The sequence below is a fragment of the Streptomyces sp. NPDC048612 genome (assembly GCF_043199295.1).
In the GTDB taxonomy this organism is placed as follows: domain Bacteria; phylum Actinomycetota; class Actinomycetes; order Streptomycetales; family Streptomycetaceae; genus Streptomyces.
In genome coordinates this window covers 24,424-42,334 of record NZ_JBICVV010000019.1, presented here as the reverse complement: position 1 = coordinate 42,334, position 17,911 = coordinate 24,424, and the positions used below count along the sequence as shown (strand labels likewise).

At 71.6% G+C, this 17,911-nt stretch carries 19 protein-coding genes; 12 read left to right on the top strand and 7 right to left on the bottom strand.

Features of this window, described 5'->3' with window-relative positions; genetic code table 11:
* Positions 1-19 precede the first annotated feature (19 nt).
* From ACGFN2_RS25555 to ACGFN2_RS25525, 7 genes are all read left to right on the top strand, one after another.
* Entirely contained in the window at positions 20-991 is a 972-nt protein-coding gene (locus ACGFN2_RS25555; protein WP_393364255.1) for an SPFH domain-containing protein, read from the top strand.
* Positions 988-1,260, top strand: a complete 273-nt coding sequence (locus ACGFN2_RS25550; protein WP_362613429.1) for a hypothetical protein — start codon at positions 988-990, stop codon at positions 1,258-1,260. Before ACGFN2_RS25555 ends, ACGFN2_RS25550 begins: the two co-directional genes overlap by 4 nt.
* 101 nt (positions 1,261-1,361) lie before the next feature.
* Complete coding sequence (locus tag ACGFN2_RS25545) at positions 1,362-1,886, top strand: PadR family transcriptional regulator (protein WP_393364252.1); 525 nt, start codon at positions 1,362-1,364, stop codon at positions 1,884-1,886.
* Positions 1,883-2,599, top strand: coding sequence for an ABC transporter ATP-binding protein (locus ACGFN2_RS25540; RefSeq protein WP_393364249.1), 717 nt, complete (start codon positions 1,883-1,885; stop codon positions 2,597-2,599). Before ACGFN2_RS25545 ends, ACGFN2_RS25540 begins: the two co-directional genes overlap by 4 nt.
* On the top strand, positions 2,596-4,968 hold the full coding sequence (locus ACGFN2_RS25535) for an FtsX-like permease family protein (RefSeq protein ID WP_393364246.1): 2,373 nt from the start codon (positions 2,596-2,598) through the stop codon (positions 4,966-4,968). The genes ACGFN2_RS25540 and ACGFN2_RS25535 overlap by 4 nt, the downstream gene beginning before the upstream one ends.
* A gap of 58 nt (positions 4,969-5,026) precedes the next feature.
* Complete coding sequence (locus ACGFN2_RS25530; protein ID WP_393364243.1) at positions 5,027-5,638, top strand: dihydrofolate reductase family protein; 612 nt, start codon at positions 5,027-5,029, stop codon at positions 5,636-5,638.
* 90 nt (positions 5,639-5,728) lie between these two features.
* Positions 5,729-6,325: a Uma2 family endonuclease gene (locus ACGFN2_RS25525; RefSeq protein ID WP_362613441.1), complete on the top strand. Its 597-nt coding sequence runs from the start codon at positions 5,729-5,731 to the stop codon at positions 6,323-6,325.
* Positions 6,326-6,328: 3 nt separating this feature from the next.
* Here the strand turns inward: ACGFN2_RS25525 and ACGFN2_RS25520 are convergent, their stop codons facing one another.
* Positions 6,329-7,288 carry a hydrogen peroxide-inducible genes activator gene (locus ACGFN2_RS25520; protein ID WP_362613443.1) on the bottom strand — a complete coding sequence of 320 codons (960 nt, stop codon included), beginning with the start codon at positions 7,286-7,288 and terminating at the stop codon, positions 6,329-6,331.
* 132 nt (positions 7,289-7,420) lie between these two features.
* Here ACGFN2_RS25520 and ACGFN2_RS25515 point away from each other — a divergent pair, with 132 nt between their 5' ends.
* Together ACGFN2_RS25515 and ACGFN2_RS25510 are read left to right on the top strand one after the other, a co-directional pair.
* Complete coding sequence (locus ACGFN2_RS25515; RefSeq protein ID WP_362613446.1) at positions 7,421-7,975, top strand: peroxiredoxin; 555 nt, start codon at positions 7,421-7,423, stop codon at positions 7,973-7,975.
* A gap of 32 nt (positions 7,976-8,007) precedes the next feature.
* The gene (locus tag ACGFN2_RS25510; RefSeq protein ID WP_086718421.1) at positions 8,008-8,541 is read left to right on the top strand and encodes an alkyl hydroperoxide reductase; all 534 of its coding nucleotides are present in this window, start codon (positions 8,008-8,010) and stop codon (positions 8,539-8,541) included.
* Between the two features lie 84 nt (positions 8,542-8,625).
* On the opposite strand, the gene ACGFN2_RS25505 is transcribed toward ACGFN2_RS25510, so the two are convergent.
* The 4 genes from ACGFN2_RS25505 to ACGFN2_RS25490 form a co-directional block, all read right to left on the bottom strand.
* The gene (locus ACGFN2_RS25505) at positions 8,626-10,125 is read right to left on the bottom strand and encodes an AI-2E family transporter (protein WP_362613448.1); all 1,500 of its coding nucleotides are present in this window, start codon (positions 10,123-10,125) and stop codon (positions 8,626-8,628) included.
* Positions 10,126-10,248: 123 nt separating this feature from the next.
* Positions 10,249-10,971 (bottom strand): transglycosylase SLT domain-containing protein, encoded by a 723-nt coding sequence (locus ACGFN2_RS25500; RefSeq protein ID WP_362613450.1) that lies wholly within the window; start codon positions 10,969-10,971, stop codon positions 10,249-10,251.
* A gap of 426 nt (positions 10,972-11,397) precedes the next feature.
* On the bottom strand, positions 11,398-12,720 hold the full coding sequence (locus tag ACGFN2_RS25495) for a PhoH family protein (protein ID WP_362613453.1): 1,323 nt from the start codon (positions 12,718-12,720) through the stop codon (positions 11,398-11,400).
* Between the two features lie 589 nt (positions 12,721-13,309).
* Positions 13,310-14,089 carry an isoprenyl transferase gene (locus tag ACGFN2_RS25490; protein WP_362613459.1) on the bottom strand — a complete coding sequence of 260 codons (780 nt, stop codon included), beginning with the start codon at positions 14,087-14,089 and terminating at the stop codon, positions 13,310-13,312.
* Positions 14,090-14,229: 140 nt separating this feature from the next.
* Here ACGFN2_RS25490 and mgrA point away from each other — a divergent pair, with 140 nt between their 5' ends.
* A complete protein-coding gene (mgrA, locus tag ACGFN2_RS25485; protein WP_362613455.1) occupies positions 14,230-15,261 on the top strand; it encodes an L-glyceraldehyde 3-phosphate reductase in 1,032 nt (343 codons plus the stop codon).
* 201 nt (positions 15,262-15,462) lie between these two features.
* Here the strand turns inward: mgrA and ACGFN2_RS25480 are convergent, their stop codons facing one another.
* Positions 15,463-16,188 (bottom strand): prepilin peptidase, encoded by a 726-nt coding sequence (locus ACGFN2_RS25480; RefSeq protein ID WP_393364428.1) that lies wholly within the window; start codon positions 16,186-16,188, stop codon positions 15,463-15,465.
* Positions 16,189-16,284: 96 nt separating this feature from the next.
* Here ACGFN2_RS25480 and ACGFN2_RS25475 point away from each other — a divergent pair, with 96 nt between their 5' ends.
* A complete protein-coding gene (locus tag ACGFN2_RS25475) occupies positions 16,285-16,638 on the top strand; it encodes a DUF192 domain-containing protein (RefSeq protein WP_393364236.1) in 354 nt (117 codons plus the stop codon).
* A gap of 70 nt (positions 16,639-16,708) precedes the next feature.
* Positions 16,709-17,299: an RDD family protein gene (locus ACGFN2_RS25470; RefSeq protein WP_362613127.1), complete on the top strand. Its 591-nt coding sequence runs from the start codon at positions 16,709-16,711 to the stop codon at positions 17,297-17,299.
* Here the strand turns inward: ACGFN2_RS25470 and ACGFN2_RS25465 are convergent.
* Positions 17,277-17,909, bottom strand: a complete 633-nt coding sequence (locus ACGFN2_RS25465) for an OmpA family protein (protein WP_362613129.1) — start codon at positions 17,907-17,909, stop codon at positions 17,277-17,279. The genes ACGFN2_RS25470 and ACGFN2_RS25465 overlap by 23 nt on opposite strands.
* Between the last annotated feature and the right edge of the window lie 2 nt (positions 17,910-17,911).

The following is a 17,911-nucleotide window of genomic DNA, read 5'->3' as shown; positions in this document are numbered from 1 at the left end:
CTGGAGAAACGGGGACCACATGACCGACCAGACTCCGGCCGACCAGACCGGCGGCACCGGCGGCGACCTCGCCGTCGACGCGCCCGAGATGCCCAGACCGCAGGTCCGCGAGGTCCCGGCGCACAGCATTCCGGGCGGCCTCGCCCTGCTGCTGACCGTGCTCGGCGTCGCGCTGGGCGTCGCCGTGATCGTCGTCGGCGGCATACTCGGCGACGGCGGCAACAACGCCGTCGCCGTCCCGATGTTCATCGGCGGCATCCTGCTGCTGCTCGCCTCGCTCTTCTGCATGACCGGCGTGAAGATGGTCGCCCCCGGCGAGGCCCGCGTCATCCAGCTCTTCGGCCGCTACGTCGGCACCATCCGCACCGACGGCCTGCGCTGGGTCAACCCGCTCACCACCGCCCGGAAGATCTCCACCCGGGTCCGCAACCACGAGACCGCCGTACTGAAGGTCAACGACGCCTACGGCAACCCCATCGAGCTGGCCTCGATCGTGGTCTGGCAGGTCGAGGACACCGCCCAGGCGCTCTTCGAGGTCGACGACTTCCTGGAGTTCGTCGCCACCCAGACCGAGGCGGCCGTCCGGCACATCGCGATCGAGTACCCCTATGACGCCCACGACGAGGACGCGCTGTCGCTGCGCGGCAACGCCGAGGAGATCACCGAGAAGCTCGCCCTGGAGCTGACCGCCCGGGTCCAGGCCGCCGGCGTCCGCATCATCGAGTCCCGCTTCAGCCACCTCGCCTACGCGCCCGAGATCGCCTCGGCGATGCTCCAGCGCCAGCAGGCCGGTGCGGTGGTCGCGGCCCGCCAGCAGATCGTCGAGGGCGCGGTCGGCATGGTCGAGCAGGCACTGGCACGGATCAACGAGCAGGGCATCGTCGAGCTGGACGAGGAGCGCAAGGCGGCCATGGTCAGCAACCTGATGGTGGTGCTGTGCGGCGACCGGGCCGCCCAGCCCGTCCTGAACACGGGCTCGCTCTACCAGTGAGCGAGCACCCCGACACCTCCGGGGAGGCCGGCTCCGGCGACGGGCCGGCCCCCGCGCGGCGGCCGCAGCAGCGCAAGCAGGTGCTGCTGCGGCTGGACCCCCTGATCCACGACGCTCTGGCGCGCTGGGCCGGCGACGAGCTGCGCAGCGCCAACGCCCAGATCGAGTTCCTGCTCCGCAAGGCGCTGGCCGAGGCGGGACGGCTGCCGAAGGGAGCGGGGGCGCTGCCGCGGCGCGGCCGGCCACCGAAGGAGCCGGGCGACGGCTGAGCGGCCGGGACGGCGGCCGGGGAACGGGCACGGCGGCCACGGGGAGCCGCTATGCAGTACGCGTATACACCGCCGGTACACCCGCGAGTAGGGTGGTCGGCATGTCAATCGGTCACACGCTGCTGGGCCTTCTGGAGTCCGGTCCCCGCCACGGCTACGACCTCAAGCGGGCCTTCGACGAGCGCTTCGGCCAGGACCGCCCGCTGCACTACGGGCAGGTCTACTCCACGATGTCCCGGCTGCTGAAGAACGGCCTGGTAGAGGTGGACGCCGTGGAGGCCGGTGCCGGACCGGAGCGCAAGCGGTATGCGATCACGGACGCCGGGATCACCGACGTCGCCCAGTGGCTGGCCCGCCCCGAGAAGCCCGAGCCGTACCTCCAGTCGACGCTCTACACCAAGGTCGTACTGGCCCTGATGACCGGCCGGAACGCCGCCGACCTGCTGGACGCCCAGCGCGCCGAGCATCTGCGGCTGATGCGCGCACTGACCGAGCGCAAGCGCACCGGCGACCTCGCCGACCAGCTGATCTGTGACCACGCGCTGTTCCATCTCGAAGCCGATCTGCGCTGGCTGGAGCTGACCGCCGCCCGGCTGGACAAGCTGGCGGAAACGGTCCGCGGGTGACGCCGGAGGGCTCGTCCCCCGGCTCCGCCGGGAGGTGCCCCCTACTCGCGGCGGAGGGGCTCACCAAGGCCTACGGGGCGACCCCGGCGCTGGACGGGGTGGAGTTCGCGGTGCACGCCGGTGAGGTCGTCGCCGTCATGGGCCCGTCCGGCTCCGGCAAGTCGACACTGCTGCACTGCCTCGCCGGGATAGTCCGCCCGGACACCGGCACCGTCCGCTACGGCCCGCACACCCTGACCGCCCTCAGCGACGCCCGGCGCAGCGCCCTGCGCCGTACCGACTTCGGCTTCGTCTTCCAATTCGGGCAGCTCGTACCGGAGTTGACCGCAGTGGAGAACGTGGCGCTGCCGCTGCGGCTGAACGGCGCCAGGCGCAGGGAGGCCGAGCGGCGGGCCCGCGAGTGGCTGGAGCGGCTGGAGGTCGAGTCCGTGCACGACCGGCGGCCCGGAGAGATATCCGGCGGCCAGGGGCAGCGGATCGCGGTGGCCCGCGCCCTGGTCACCGGGCCGCGGGTGCTCTTCGCGGACGAGCCCACCGGCGCCCTGGACTCCCTCAACGGCGAACGCGTCCTGACCCTGCTGACCGACGCCGCCCGGGAGAGCGACGCCGCGGTGGTCCTGGTCACCCATGAGGCCCGGGTCGCCGCCTACTCCGACCGGGAGGTCGTCGTCCGCGACGGCAGAGTGAAGGACCTGACGGCGGGCCTGCGATGAGCCCGCCGCGCCTGCGGGCCGGCACCGCGGCCTGGGCCCGGGACCTCGCGATGGGGATGCGGTTCGCGGCCGGCGGCGGCCGCGAGGGCCGGCTGCGGACGGCGCTGACGGCCGCCGGTGTCGCCCTGGGCGTGGCCGTCCTGCTGCTCGGCGCGTCCGTGCCGGCCCTGATGGACGCCTGGCAGGGCCGGGAGCAGGCCCGCGAGAGCCTGGGCCGGACCCATGAGCCCCCGCCCGCCGACAACACCCTGCGCTACGCCTCGGCCGACACCGTGTTCCGCGGTGCGCAGATCCGCGGCCGCCTGGTGCGCCCGGACGGCGCGCATCCGCCGGTCCCGCCCGGCGTCCGCCGGCTCCCCGGCCCCGGCCGGATGCTGGTCTCCCCCGCGCTCAGGGACCTGCTGGCGTCCCCCGGGGGCGCGCTGCTGCGCGAGCGGCTGGACTACCGGGTGGCGGGCGTCATCGGTGACGAGGGGCTGCGCGGCCCGCGGGAGCTCACCTATCTCGCCCGGCGCGCCGCCCCGTCCCTGGCCAACGCCACCCGCATCGACCACTTCGGCGGGAACGGGCACGGACCGCCGGTGCAGGCGCCCGCCGTGGTCCTGGTGATCATGACCTGTGTGGCGCTGCTGACGCCGGTGCTGGTCTTCATCGGCACCTCCGTACGGTTCGGCAACGAGCGCCGGGAGCGCCGGCTGGCCGCGCTCCGGCTGATCGGCGCCGACGTCCGGACGACCCGCCGGATCGCCTCGGGAGAGGCGCTGTTCGGCTCGTTGCCGGGGCTGGTGGCGGGCGCCGCGCTGTTCCTGGGCGGCCGGCAGCTGGCCCCGCTGATCACGCTGTGGGACATCAACGTCTTCCCCTCGGACGTGACCCCCGGCCCGCTCGCCACGGCGCTGATCTCGCTGCTCGTCCCGGCGGCGGCGGTGGCCGTGACGCTGTTCGCGCAGCGCGGGGCCACCGTCGAGCCGCTGGGCGTCGTCCGCTCCCGTCCGCCGGTCCGCCGCCGTCTGTGGTGGCGGGTGGCCCTGCCCGCCGCGGGTGCCGCGCTGCTGGTGCCGCTGGTCCGGGAGTACCCGTGGCGGGACACCCCGCTCCACACCGTCCGGCTCGCGGCCGGTGCGATGCTGCTGCTGTTCGGGGTCACCGCGCTGCTGCCCTGGCTGGTCGACGCGGTCGTCGGCCGGCTGCGCGGCGGCCCGGTCCCCTGGCAACTCGCCGTCCGCCGCCTCCAGTTGAACAGCGGCCCGGCCACCCGCGCGGTCAGCGGCATCACCGTCGCGGTGGCCGGCGCCATCGCGGTCCACATGCTGCTGACCGGGATGCAGACCGGTTTCGCCCAGGCGTACGCCGCGTCCGGCAAGGTGCCGCGGATCGGCCTGTGGGGCGACGTCCGGGACTGGCCGCAGGTCCAGCGGGCGCTGACCGCGCTGCGCGCCACCCCGGGGGTGACCGCCGTCCGCGGCACGGTCGACGCGAACATCGGCCCGCTGCCCGCCGCCGGGCGCTCCCGGTCCGCCGGGCACGACGAACCCGCCGGCCCCTCCGCGACGATCGCCGTCGGCAGCTGCGCCGAGCTGCGCGCCCTGGCCCGGCTGGACTCCTGTCGGGACGGCGAGGTGTTCCTCACCGGCCTCCGCGGCCGATCCCTCGCCCTGGCGCCCGGCACGACCGTCGACCTCAACCCCGCGTTCACCAGGTACGACCCGGTGCGACCGCACCCCTGGACGATCCCCACGGCGGCCCGCGACGCCCGGCTGCGCCACCCCGGACGCGCCCCCGACCACATCCGCTACGACCTGCTGGCCACCCCCGCCGCGGTCGACCTCGGCCGCTTCCGGTCCGCCACCGCGGAACTCAAGATCCGCTTCGACCGCTCCACCCCGGACGCCGTGGAGCACATCCGCAACGCCGCGGCCCGTATCGACCCGACGATGAACGAGGCGTCCGTGGTCGACAACCCGCATGACGCGCAGTACTCCAGCGTCCGCGACGGCCTGTTCGCCGGCGCGGTGATCACCCTGCTGCTGATCGGCTCGGGCCTGGTCATCTCCACCGTCGAGCAGTTCCACGAGCGCCGCCGGGCGCTGTCCGCCCTCGACGCCCACGGCACCCGCCGCACCACCCTGGGCTGGTCGGTGCTGTGGCAGACCGCCATCCCGGTCGTGCTCGGTCTGGGCCTGGCACTGGGCTGCGGGCTGGCGCTGGGCGCCCTGCTGCTGACGATGACCGGCAGTCCGGTGACGGTGGACGTCCCCGTGGTGGCGGGGATGACCGCCACCGGCGGCGGCGTGATCCTGTTCGTGACGGCCCTGAGCCTGCCGCCGCTGTGGCGGCTGATGCGCCCGGATGGCCTGCGTACGGAGTGAATCTGCGAGATCATTCCAGCGCAGCAGTGCACACCAACTGCCCAAGGGGGGCCCTCCAATGCGCCGACTCGTCTATTGCATCGCATCCACTCTCGACGGCTTCATCGCGGGCCCCGACGGCGCCGACCCCACCGGTCCGGACGGCTTCTGGCCGATCGCCGACGACTACGTCAAGCACCTGGCCGCCGAGCTGCCGGAAGTCCTGCCGGTGCAGGCCCGGTCGGCGCTGGGCATCACCGACGAGGGCGCCCGCTTCGACACCGTCCTGGAGGGCCGCCGCACCTACGAGATCGGCCTCCGGGCCGGCCTCACCGACGCCTATCCCCACCTGCGGCACCTGGTCTTCTCCCGGACCATGAAGGAGAGCCCGGACCCGGCGGTGGAGCTGGTGGCCACCGACCCGGTGGCGAAGGTACGCGAGCTGAAGCAAGCGGACGGCAAGGACATCTGGCTGCTCGGCGGCAGCGAACTCGCCGGTGTGCTCTACCCGGAGATCGACCAGCTGATCGTCAAGCTGAGCCCCCTCACCCTGGGCACCGGCATCCCGCTCTTCTCCCGGGACACCGCCTTCGACCCCCGCACCTGGGAGCTGACCGAACACACCGTCCTCCAGAGCGGCGCGGCGTTTCTGACGTATGCGCGGGGGGCGGGGGCATCAGGGCAGCGGTGACACTCTCGAACGGGTGAACATCGTGGTACGGGACGCGCAAGCCTGCCCGGCCTACGATGATGCTCTCGATACCAGCCACTAGGAGGCGCCATGTCTGCCGCAGCGGTCGAGCACCCCTGTGACGGCGAATCCGCGCTGCTCAAAGAAGCGGCCCGGCTCGCCGACAAGCTTCCCGGCTACCGCATCGAGATCATCGGGGGAGAGCTCACCGTGACGCCACCGCCGGACGGCCCGCACGGGGATGCGTTGACCGACCTCACCTTCGCGTTCGCGGCCGCGCACGGCGCGGAGACCAGAGTGACGCAGGCCATGGGCGTATGGCTCCCCGAGGGTCCCGAGGACTACGCCGTCCCCGACCTCGTCGTCGTCGACGCCGACTACCGTGAGCACCTCGTCGCGGAGAACTGCTACGACCCGGCCGTCTTCCGCCTGGTACTCGAAGTCACCTCATCCAACTACGCCACCGACCTCAAGAAGAAGGTCACCGCCTACGCGATCGCCAAGATCCCGGTCTATGTGGTCATCGACCGCAAGAAGGGCCGCATCCACGTCCTGACGGACCCGTTCGCCAACGAATACCGCTGCCACCGCGTCCACGCCCCCGGACAACGCGTCGTCCTCCCTGCTTCCGTCGGGGCCGAGATCACCCTCGACGTCGAGGCGATCCTCGCAGTGGGCCGCCCCTGACCCTCACCCCGCCACGATCCGCACCGGCAGCCCCCGCAACGCGCCCCGCAGGGCCGTGGCGAACTCCTCGAACTCCTGCTGGCGGGCGGCGCCCGTGCGCATGGCCAGGGCGATCCTCCGCGAGGGGGCCGGGTCGGCGAAGTAGCCGGTGGTGAGCTGGTCGTTGCGGGCGGTCTCGACCCGGAGCGCGGTGCGCGGCAGGAGGGTGACGCCGAGTCCGCCGGCCACCAGCTGCACCAGGGTGGACAGTCCGGCCGCGCTGGTCGTCACGGGGGTGTTCTCGTCCCGTCCGGCCTCCCGGCAGATGTCCAGGGCCTGATCCCGCAGGCAGTGGCCCTCGTCGAGCAGCAGCAGATCCAGTTCCTGGAGGGCCTGGCGCGGGATGTCCCCGCGGCCGCCGAGCCAGTGCTCCTTGGGGGCGACCAGGACGAAGTCCTCGTCGAAGAGCGGGAGTTCGGCGATCTGGGGGACGCCGAGGGGCACCGCGAGCAGCAGCAGGTCGAGGCGCCCGTGGGCCAGACCGTCCAGGAGGGAGGCGGTCTGCTCCTCGTGCACCTGGAGGTCCAGGTCGGGGTAGGTGTCATGGACCAGCCGCAGCACGGCCGGCAGCAGATACGGGGCGACGGTCGGGATGACGCCGAGCCGCAGCACGCCCGTGAAGGGCGCGCGGGCCGCCTCCGCCTCCTCCATCAGATCCCCGACGGCCTCCAGGACCGCACGGGCCCGGGCCGCCACCCGCTCCCCCGCGGGCGACAGCAGCACCTTGCGCGTCGTACGCTCCAGCAGCTGCACCCCGAGGGTCTCCTCCAGTGCGGAGACCGCCCCGGACAGTGCGGGCTGGCTCATTCCGATCTCGGCCGCCGCCTCGCGGAAATGCAGATGCTCAGCCACCGCCGCGAACGCCCGCAGCTGCGCCAGGCTGGGCTGGCGGGGACGGCCTCCCAGGCTTGCCGGTGACACCACTGATAACCACCTCCGATCAACATCAACCAGTCTAGCTATTTCCCTGATCAATGCTTGCTGTGCCACTGTGTAACCCGTCCAAGCCTCAAGGAAAGTCCCCAAAAGGGACTTTCTGCGCAACAAGGAGAGTACGTGCTCACTGTCGGTGACAAGTTCCCCGAGTTCGACCTGACCGCCTGCGTTTCGCTGGAGCAGGGCCAGGAGTTCGAGCAGATCAACCACAAGACCTACGAGGGCAAGTGGAAGATCGTCTTCGCGTGGCCCAAGGACTTCACCTTCGTGTGCCCGACCGAGATCGCCGCCTTCGGCAAGCTGAACGACGAGTTCGCCGACCGTGACGCCCAGGTCCTCGGCTTCTCCGGCGACTCCGAGTTCGTGCACCACGCCTGGCGCAAGGACCACCCGGACCTGACCGACCTGCCCTTCCCCATGCTCGCCGACTCGAAGCACGAGCTCATGCGCGACCTGGGCATCGAGGGCGAGGACGGCTTCGCGCAGCGCGCCGTCTTCATCGTCGACCAGAACAACGAGATCCAGTTCACCATGGTGACCGCCGGCTCCGTCGGCCGTAACCCCAAGGAGGTCCTGCGGGTCCTCGACGCCCTGCAGACCGACGAGCTGTGCCCCTGCAACTGGTCCAAGGGCGACGACACCCTCGACCCGGTCGCGCTTCTCTCGGGCGAGTGAACCGCAGCTAGCGAACTGGAGGCAGATCTGACATGGCTCTCGACGAACTGAAGTCCGCGGTCCCGGACTACGCCAAGGACCTCAAGCTGAACCTCGGCTCGGTCATCGGCAACAGTGACCTTCCGCAGCAGCAGCTGTGGGGCACCGTGCTGGCCTGCGCGATCGCCTCGCGCTCGCCGAAGGTGCTGCGCGAGCTGGAGCCGGAGGCGAAGGCCAACCTCTCCGCCGAGGCGTACGCCGCCGCCAAGTCGGCCGCCGCCATCATGGCGATGAACAACGTCTTCTACCGGACCCGGCACCTGCTGTCGGACCCGGAGTACGGCAACCTGCGCGCCGGTCTGCGGATGAACGTCATCGGCAACCCGGGCGTGGACAAGGTCGACTTCGAGCTGTGGTCGCTGGCCGTCTCGGCCATCAACGGCTGCGGTATGTGCCTGGACTCGCACGAGCAGGTGCTCCGCAAGGCCGGTGTGGACCGCGAGACGATCCAGGAGGCCGTCAAGATCGCGTCCGTCCTGCAGGCCGTCGGCGCCACCCTCGACGCCGAGGCCGCGCTCGCCGAGTAGTTCCGGCGGCGCGGACACCCGCAGCGCAGAACCCCCGCAGACCTCAGGTCTGCGGGGGTTCTGTGCGTCCGGTGCGCGGGGGGGCTACTCCGGGGGCTCGCCGGCGGGACGCGGCGTGGGCGGCGGGGTCGGTGCCACGGAGAGCGCGGTGGCGCCGCGCGGGGCCACCGACATCCGCAGCGCCTGTTCCGTGGAGTAGGAACGGAGGTAGCCGACCACCGTGTTGGTGACCGCCACCAGCGGGACGGCGACGACCGCGCCGCCGATGCCCGCGATCAGTCCGCCCGCGGCCACCGAGAGGATCACCGCCAGCGGATGCACCCGGACCGCCCGGCCCAGGATGAACGGCTGGAGGACGTGGCCCTCGATCTGCTGGACGGCCAGCACCACCGCCAGCACCATCAGGGCGGTGAACACCCCGTTGGCGACCAGCGCGATGACACAGGCCAGCGCGCCCGAGACCACCGCGCCGACCAGCGGGATGAACGCGAACAGGAAGATGAAGACGGCGAGCGGGACGGCCAGCGGCACATTGAGGAAGTAGAGCCCGATGCCGATGAAGATGGCGTCGATCAGGGCGACGACGACCGTGCCGCGCACATAGGCGGTCAGCGTGCGCCAGGCCCGCGGCCCGGCCCCGGCCACGCCCTCCCTGGCCGCGCCCGGGACCAGCTTGAGCAGCCAGTTCCAGATCCGCCGGCCGTCGTAGAGCAGGAAGAGCGTGGTGAACATCGCCAGCAGGATGCCGGTGAGCACCTCCAGGACGACGGTGACACCCTCCAGGCCGGCCGAAGTGATCGCCTCGGTGTTGGCGCCGACCGCGTCCTGCAGGTTCTTCGCGATGTGGTTGATCTGACTCTCGGTCACATGGAACGGGCTCTTCAGCAGCCAGCCCTTGAGCTCGGTGATGCCCTCCTGGATGCGGCTGGAGACCGAGTCGATGTTGTCCTGGACCTGCCAGACCACGAACCAGCCGACCAGGCCCATGATCACGAACCCGCTGATGAAGGTCAGCGCGGTGGCCGGCCCGCGCGGCAGCCCCCGCGCGCGCAGCCAGCCCACGCTGGGCTGGAGCAGCGCGGTGATCAGCGTCGCCGCGACGAAGGCCAGCACGACCAGTTCGATGGTGGTGATGACGCGGGCCAGCACCCAGAGGGTGGCGGCCAGCACCAGCAGCCGCCAGCCCGCCTCGGCGGCGACCCGTACGCCCCACGGCACCGCGTCCACCGGATCGGGGCGGGCCGCGACGGCCGGCGCGTACGACGGCGGCGCGGGAACGGACTCCGGCGGGCGGCCCGCGGCGGGCGCGGGCTCCTGCTCGGTCCCGGGCCCCGGCACCCCGTCCCCGGCCGTGGGCAGCTGTGTACGGGGCACGGTGAGCGTGCCCACCGGGCCGTCGGCCACCGGGCCGCCTGCTGCGGAGCCCTCGACCGCGGGGGCGTCCGCGTGCCCGGCACGCCTCAGCTCATCCGTGTCGTCGGCGACCGCCGCGGCTTCCGCTCGGCGGCGTTGGTCCTCCAGCCGCTGCGAGAGCCGTGTCAGACCGGCACCGAGGCCACCGACCCACTGAGGCAATCTGGACATGTCCTTCCTCTTCCCCTCCCACGCGCCACCACTGACGGCACGACGTTACCTGGGCGGCACGCGCGAAACCCCCGACGCGGGCGCGTTCGGGGGTTTCGGAAGTGCTGTGGTGCGGCGTACGGCCTAGTACCAGCTGTTCGCCTGCCAGAACGACCAGGCGCCGCAGGGGCTGCCGTAGCGGTCGTTCATGTAGTTCAGGCCCCACTTGATCTGGGTGGCCGGGTTCGTCTGCCAGTCGGCACCGGCCGAGGCCATCTTGGACCCGGGCAGCGCCTGCACGAGCCCGTAGGCGCCCGAGCTGGCGTTGGTGGCCTTGTAGTTCCAGCCGGACTCGTGGTCCACGATGTTGCTGAAGCACTGGAACTGGTCGCCCGCCATCATCTGGCGCGCCATGGCCTGCGTGTCGGCGACGGAGTACGAGCCCTTGCCAAGGAGGTCGCCGAGGTCACCGCGCGAGGAGGACCGGGTCGCGGCCTGTTCCTTCTTCTCGCGCGCCTCGGCTTCCTTCTTCGCCTTGGCCTCGTCCGCGGCGTCCTTCTTGTTCTGCGCGGTCTCAGCTGCGGCCTTGCGGGCCGACTCCTGCGCAGACTTGAGGGCTGCCGCATCCGCCTGGGTGGACTGGTCGTCCGCCTGCTGCGTCAGGGAAGCCGTCTGCACCTGGGCCTGTGCGCCCGCGGGGATGTCGGCGATCGTCGCGTCGGCAGCGGTGGCCTCGGTGTTGTTGACCGAGGCGGGCTCGTTGCCTGCAGCGACGCCGACTACGGCGCCGACGGTGGTGACCGCGGTGGCGGATGCCACGGCGAATCCCCGGACCGAGATCCGGCTCACGCGTTTTCCTTCCAGCATCGCCCGCATAGGTGACCTCGCGGACGCAATCGTGCCCCTGGCGCTGGTCTCCCCTTGTTCCGGGCCCGGTTGAGCGGGGTGGGTCCGGCTGGTCACGGGAGGCACTGGCCCGGTACGTCCCCCTCGGGGTCCGCGTGGTGCTCGGGCGGCATACGGCTGTTCGCTATGAAGTTCGAGTTCGTTCCACACCTCCCCCAGCCTCACCTTCGTTCGGCCGGGGGCACCCCCATGGGGTGTTGAGCTGCCGTATGCGGGGCCTGACAGGACCCAGACTCTGCCCGAACGAGATGCCGCGAGGCAATTCCCCGCTGGGTGTGAAAGCTCACACCTCGTTTACGCCTCATGATTTTCGGATATCCACGCGCAGCACGACGCCGCCCGGCTAAGCTCCTTCGCTTTACCGGACGGCGCCGCCTTCACAGCCGGTCAGATCCGGCCTTCCTCCAGCATTTCGGTCACCAGCGCGGCGATCGGCGAGCGCTCCGAGCGGTTCAGCGTGACGTGGGCGAACAGCGGATGCCCCTTCAGCTTCTCGACGACCGCGACCACGCCGTCGTACCGCCCGACCCGGAGGTTGTCGCGCTGCGCGACATCATGGGTCAGCACCACCCGCGAGTTGGCGCCGATACGGGACAGAACCGTCAAAAGGACGTTCCGTTCCAGCGACTGGGCCTCGTCCACGATGACGAACGCGTCGTGCAGCGACCGCCCGCGGATATGGGTCAGCGGCAGGACCTCCAACATGCCGCGCCCCACCACCTCTTCGATGACGTCCTTGGTGGTCACCGCGGACAGCGTGTCGAAGACGGCCTGCGCCCAGGGGCTCATCTTCTCCGCCTCGCTGCCCGGCAGATAGCCCAGTTCCTGGCCACCGACGGCGTACAGCGGGCGGAACACCATCACCTTGCGGTGCTGCCGGCGTTCCAGCACGGCCTCCAGACCCGCACACAGCGCCAGCGCCGACTTGCCCGTACCGGCCCGCCCGCCCATGGAGACGATGCCGACGTCCGGGTCGAGCAGCAGATCCAGCGCGATCCGCTGCTCGGCGCTGCGGCCATGGATGCCGAAGGCCTCCCGGTCGCCCCGCACCAGCCGGATCGCGCCGTCCGCGGTGACCCGGCCGAGCGCCTTGCCGCGCTCGGACTGCAGCACAAGTCCGGTATGTACGGGAAGTTCGGAGACTTCCGGCAGATGGGCGGTCTCGTCCGTGAACAGATCGTCGACCTGCTCGGCGGAGATGGTCAGCTCGGCCATCCCCGTCCAGCCGGAGTCGGTGATCGCCAGCTCGGCGCGGTACTCCTCGGCCAGCAGCCCGACCGAGGACGCCTTGATGCGCAGCGGCAGGTCCTTGGAGACGACGGTGACGTCGTACCCCTCGGCCTGCAGGTTGCGTGCCACGGCGAGAATCCGCGAGTCGTTGTCGCCGAGCCGGAAGCCCGCGGGCAGGATGCCGGGGTCGGAGTGGTTCAGCTCGACCCGGAGTGTCCCGCCGAGATCCCCGATGGGGATGGGCGAGTCCAGCCGCCCGAACTGCACCCGGTACTCGTCCAGCAGGCGCAGCGCCTGCCGTGCGAAGTAGCCGAGCTCGGGGTGGTGCCGCTTGGCCTCCAGTTCGGTGACCACCACGACCGGCAGTACGACCTCGTGCTCGTCGAAGCGGGCCATGGCGCCTGGGTCTGCCAGCAGGACACTGGTGTCGAGGACATAAGTGCGCCGGTCGTGCTCACGGCGCTGCTTGATGTTCACCACGGGTGGACGAACCCCCTCGGATGAGGTTGGGGTGCGACGGCGTCGCGGGGCGGTGTGCTCCCGGGACCGCCGCTCTCCCAGCTGCTGCTGGGCGGCGTCCCCGGGACCCCCGGCCATCTCATGACCGGACCGGGCTCGGGCCGCATTGCGCGGGCCGGGCGCCGGCCCTCCGCGTCGACCGTGCGAGGCGCACGGCTCTCCGTGATGTGCAAAGGGCCTCCCGGGCGGACGACCCCATGTCGTCCGCTGAGATACGGCGTCTGATGGCTTGTTCCTGACGCCGACCTGGAAGGGATATTCCCTCGAACCCCCGTCGCCATGCCACGGCAAATGACGCACGGACGATGAACCTTGGGTGACACACGAGCACCGAGCGACGGCGGCATTCGGGTGAGTCCACAGAGGAGGAAGCGTCAGAAAAGGCCCCGCCGACGGGTCGTGGAGTCGGCGGGGCCTGGTGACGCCCCGTGACACCGGTGAAGGTCAGGGGGCGTCAGATGACGCAGGGGGCGTATGAGGTGTCACACGCCTGACGGGGTGGGTGCGGCCCGAAGGGGCTCGGCCGGAGGGCTCGGGCCCCGGGCAGGTCCTAGAAGCCGTAGCGCCGGTGCCGGGCGGCGTAGTCGCGCAGGGCGCGCAGGAAGTCGACCTTCCGGAACGCCGGCCAGAAGACCTCGCAGAAGTAGTACTCCGAATGGGCGCTCTGCCAGAGCATGAAGCCCGACAGCCGCTGCTCCCCGCTCGTGCGGATCACCAGGTCCGGGTCGGGCTGGCCGCGGGTGTAGAGGTGCTCGGAGATCAGGTCGATGTCGACGACCTCGGCCAGCTCCTCGAAGGAGGTGCCGCGCTCGGCGTGGGCCAGCAGCAGCGAACGCACCGCGTCGGCGATCTCCTGCCGGCCGCCGTAGCCGATCGCGACGTTCACCAGGACGCCGGTGTTGTCGCGGGTGGCCTGCTCGGAATCCTTGAGCACCTGCTGCGTGGCGGTGGGCAGCAGATCGCGGTTGCCGACGTGGTGGACCCGCCAGCGGCCGTCGGCGGCCAGGCCCCGGACGGTGTTCTCGATGATGCCCAGCAGCGGCTTCAGCTCGGCCTCGGGCCGGTCGAGGTTGTCGGTCGACAGCAGCCACAGCGTGACCACCTCGACATCGGTCTCCTCGCACCAGCCGAGCAGCTCGCTGATCTTGTCCGCGCCGGCCTGGTGGCCCTGCTCGGTCGTCCGGCCGTCGGCCCGCGCCCAGCGCCGGTTGCCGTCCAGGATGACGCCGATGTGCTTGGGCACCTGGGTGTGATCCAGGCGACCCTCCACTCTGCGCGCGTACAGCCGGTAGACCAGATTGCGCAGTGCAGGCGGATAAGGGATGCGCATCCCGGAAGATCGCAGCATGTGTGGTCCAGCCCCTCCGTGCCAATGGCGGTCGCCCCGTCGCCTCAAGTGGGCAACTTTACTTCTCGGCTGTCTCGACAGCCCAATCAGGTAGGTCACAAGTACGTGATAGGGAGATGAGCATGACTGGCACCGACTACCGTGCGGCGGATTCCCGCTACGACTCGATGAAGTACCGGCGAACGGGTCGCAGCGGACTCAAACTCCCCGCTATCTCCCTTGGACTCTGGCACAACTTCGGGGACGACCGCACCCTGAGCTCCCAGCGCGCCATCCTGCGCCGCGCCTTCGACCTGGGCGTGACCCACTTCGATCTGGCCAACAACTACGGTCCGCCACCCGGGTCCGCCGAGCTGAACTTCGGCAAGATCTTTGCACAGGACTTCCGCGGCTACCGCGACGAGATGATTCTGTCGACGAAGGCCGGATATCTGATGCACCCCGGCCCCTACGGCGAATGGGGTTCACGGAAATATCTCCTCTCGTCGCTGGATGCCTCACTGAAGCGGATGGGCGTCGATTACGTCGATATCTTCTACTCGCACCGCTTCGATCCGGACACGCCGCTGGAGGAGACGATGGGCGCGCTGGCGTCCGCCGTCCAGCAGGGCAAGGCCCTGTACGCCGGTGTTTCCTCGTACAGCGCCGAGCAGACCCGGGAGGCGGCCGGCATCCTGCGCGCGATGGGCGTACCGGCGCTGATCCACCAGCCCTCGTACTCGATGATCAACCGCTGGACCGAGGACGATCTGCTGCTGGACACCCTGGAGGCGGAGGGCATGGGCTGCATCTCCTTCGCGCCGCTGGCCCAGGGCATGCTCACGGACAAGTACCTGCACGGCATCCCGGAGGGCTCGCGTGCCGCCCAGGGCAAGTCGCTGGACCCGGGGCTGCTGTCCGACGAGGTCGTCCGCCGCCTCCGGGGCCTCGACGAGATCGCCGGCCGCCGTGGCCAGTCTCTGGCGCAGCTCGCGCTGCGCTGGGTGCTGCGCGACGACCGGATGACCTCGGCCCTGATCGGCGCCAGCAGCGTCGCCCAGCTGGAGGCCAATATCGCCGCGCTCGACGCCCCGGAGATCACGGCGGCCGAGCTGGCCGAGATCGATGAGTTCGCCAGGACCACGGACGGTGTGAACATCTGGGCGCGCCGGTAGGCGCCTGGCGGGAAAAAGCCCCCGTGTCCTGCCCCGCCGGTGCGGGCACAAAAAAGCGGGCCGGTCCGTGGGGGGGATACGGACCGGCCCGAGGGGGGGTTTCCACCATAACCCCGTGGGTGGGGTGCTGCGTGCACCGGCGCGCTCTGCGGCGTGGCTCGGGTGGGGCGGGGCGCTCCGGGAGGCCGCCGGCCCGGTGGGTCAGGCCGTCGCCGCGGCGCCCAGGAGCAGCCCGCAGAACGCCCCGATGATCATGAAGGGGCCCAGCGGCATGACCGTTTTCCGGGCTCCGGGCCGGACCAGTAGCAACACCGCGGCGTAGAGCCCGCCGAGCAGCACGCCCGCCGCGCCGCCCACCACGAGGGTCTGCCGGCCGTACCACCCCAGGGCGATCCCCAGGCCGACCGCGAGCTTGACGTCGCCCAGCCCGATGCCGCGCGGGTTCACGAGGTAGAGGACGAGGTAGCAGGCACCGAGGAGGAGGCCGCCCAGCAGGGCCCGCCAAAAGGGCCAGGTCTCCCCCGTGAGCCGGCCGCCGAGCCCCAGCAGCGCCGCGCCCGCCACGGCGAGCGGCAGCGTCAGCACGTCCGGGAGGCGCCGGACCCGCCAGTCGACGGCGGCCAGCAGCACCGCGACCGGCGCCATCACCAGCCAGGCGGCCAGTTCCGGCCGGGGCCCGGTGGCCGCCGCCAGGGCCGCGCAGACCAGCGACGTGCCCGCCGCCACCGGCAGCGGGCCCGGTCCGTACGGCCCGCAGTCCGGGCAGCGCCCGCGCCCCAGCCAGCCCCGGGCCGGCCCGGTGATCGCGTGTCCCCCGGGGCAGACCGCGCGCCACTCCTCCTCGGGCTCGACGGTCATCCGGTGGACGGGCCGCGGAATGAGCAGCCCGGCCGCGGCCCCGTAGACGGCGGCGAGAACGATCAGCATCAGTGACACGGGTCGACCCTAGAGCGGTCCGGCGCCGGTCCGCGCGGAAAGGGCGGAGTGCGGGGGCCGGCGGTGGGGGCTGATAGAACGCTGGGTATGGCGCGTTGGGAGAACGGTCCGGGGGTCCTGTACGGGGTGGGGGACGGTATCGCGGTGGAGATCGCGGCGTCGTACCGTGCCCGCGCGCGGGGGCTGTTGCGGCGTGACGGTGTCGAGGGGGCGCTGCTGCTCACCCCGGCGAGCGGGGTGCACACCTTCCGGATGCGGTTCGCGATCGATGTCGCCTATCTGAGCCGGGACTTCACGGTGCTGGCCGTCCGCACCATGCGCCCGGGGCGGCTGGGCCTCCCCCGCCCGCGCGCCCGGCACGTGCTGGAGGCGGAAGCCGGGGCGATGGCACGCTGGGGCGTGCGCCCCGGACTGCGGCTGGCCGTCGAACCCCGCCGCTGAGGGCCGCCCGCGCGCCTCCCGTCCGGTATCAAGTTGCCGCCGGGCAGCGGGGAATGGTCCTATGCGCGGCATGAACGCGACTCCTCCGCCCGCGCACCTGCCGCCGGCCGGCCCCGGGTTTCCGGCGGGCCCGGCGCATCCCGGACCTGCGGCGTCCCCCGGCCCGGCGCCGGGCGTCATCGGTAGCCCCTGGCTGCGGCTGCTGGCGCTGCTGCTCGACACGGTGCTCACCGCCGTCGTGCTGACCCTGGTCACCATGGGCGTCGGCCTGGCCGTCGCCTCCGGCGGCAGCACGGACCACACCCCCCTCTACGTGCCCGGTCTGGTGGCCCTGGCGCTGCTCTTCCTCTACTCGCCGCTGCTGACCGCCCGTTGCGGCGGCACGCCGGGCAAGCTGCTGTGCGGGCTGAGCGTGGTACGGCTCGCCGACGGGGGCCCGCTCCCCTACGGGAACGCCCTGGGGCGGCATCTGGCCCACCTGGGGATGGCGCTGGTGCCGGTGGTCAGCCTGCTGGACCCGCTGGCCTGCCTCTGGGACCGGACGCTGCGCCGGACCCTGCACGACAAGGCGGCGGGCAGCCTGGTCATCCGCCGCCGCAAGCGGCCGGCCCCGGCGACCGCCCCGCCCCCGCCGCCCGTCACGAGGCCCGCGGGAAGCTGACCTCCACCCGGCGGTTCTTCTTGCGGCCTTCCTCGGTGCTGTTGTCCGCGATCGGGTACTGCTCGCCGTAGCCGCGGATCTGGAAGCCGGCGGACGAGCCGAGGTCCTTGGCCAGCTCCTGCTGGACGGCGCTTGCGCGCTTCTTGGACAGCACCAGGCCGTGGCCCGATGAGCCCAGGTTGTCGGTGAAGCCGAAGACCCGCAGGTTGGTGGCGTTCTGCTTCCTGGCCTCGGAGGCGATGGTGCCGATCCGGGACAGCGCGTCCGACGACAGCTTGGCGCTGTCCTTGCCGAAGAGGACCTCAGCCTGGAGCGCGAAGGTCACGTTGTCGTTGGTGTCCTGGCGGCGCTCGGAGCCGTCGTCGGCCTCGACGATCGACTTGATGTTGAGCACCTTGGACGGGGCCAGTTCGGCGCCCTGGACCATCCGCAGATCGGGGTCGTCGGGGTCGATGCGCACCGGGGGGCTGGAGTCCTCGGTCACGCCCGGCGGGTCGGCATGGGCGACGGGGGCCGTCAGAGCCGCGGTGAGCAGCAGTGCGGCGGCGGTGGCGGCGGCGCGGGGCGCCCGGAGCGTGCGGCGGCCTCGGGGCATCTGGGTCGCGGTCATCG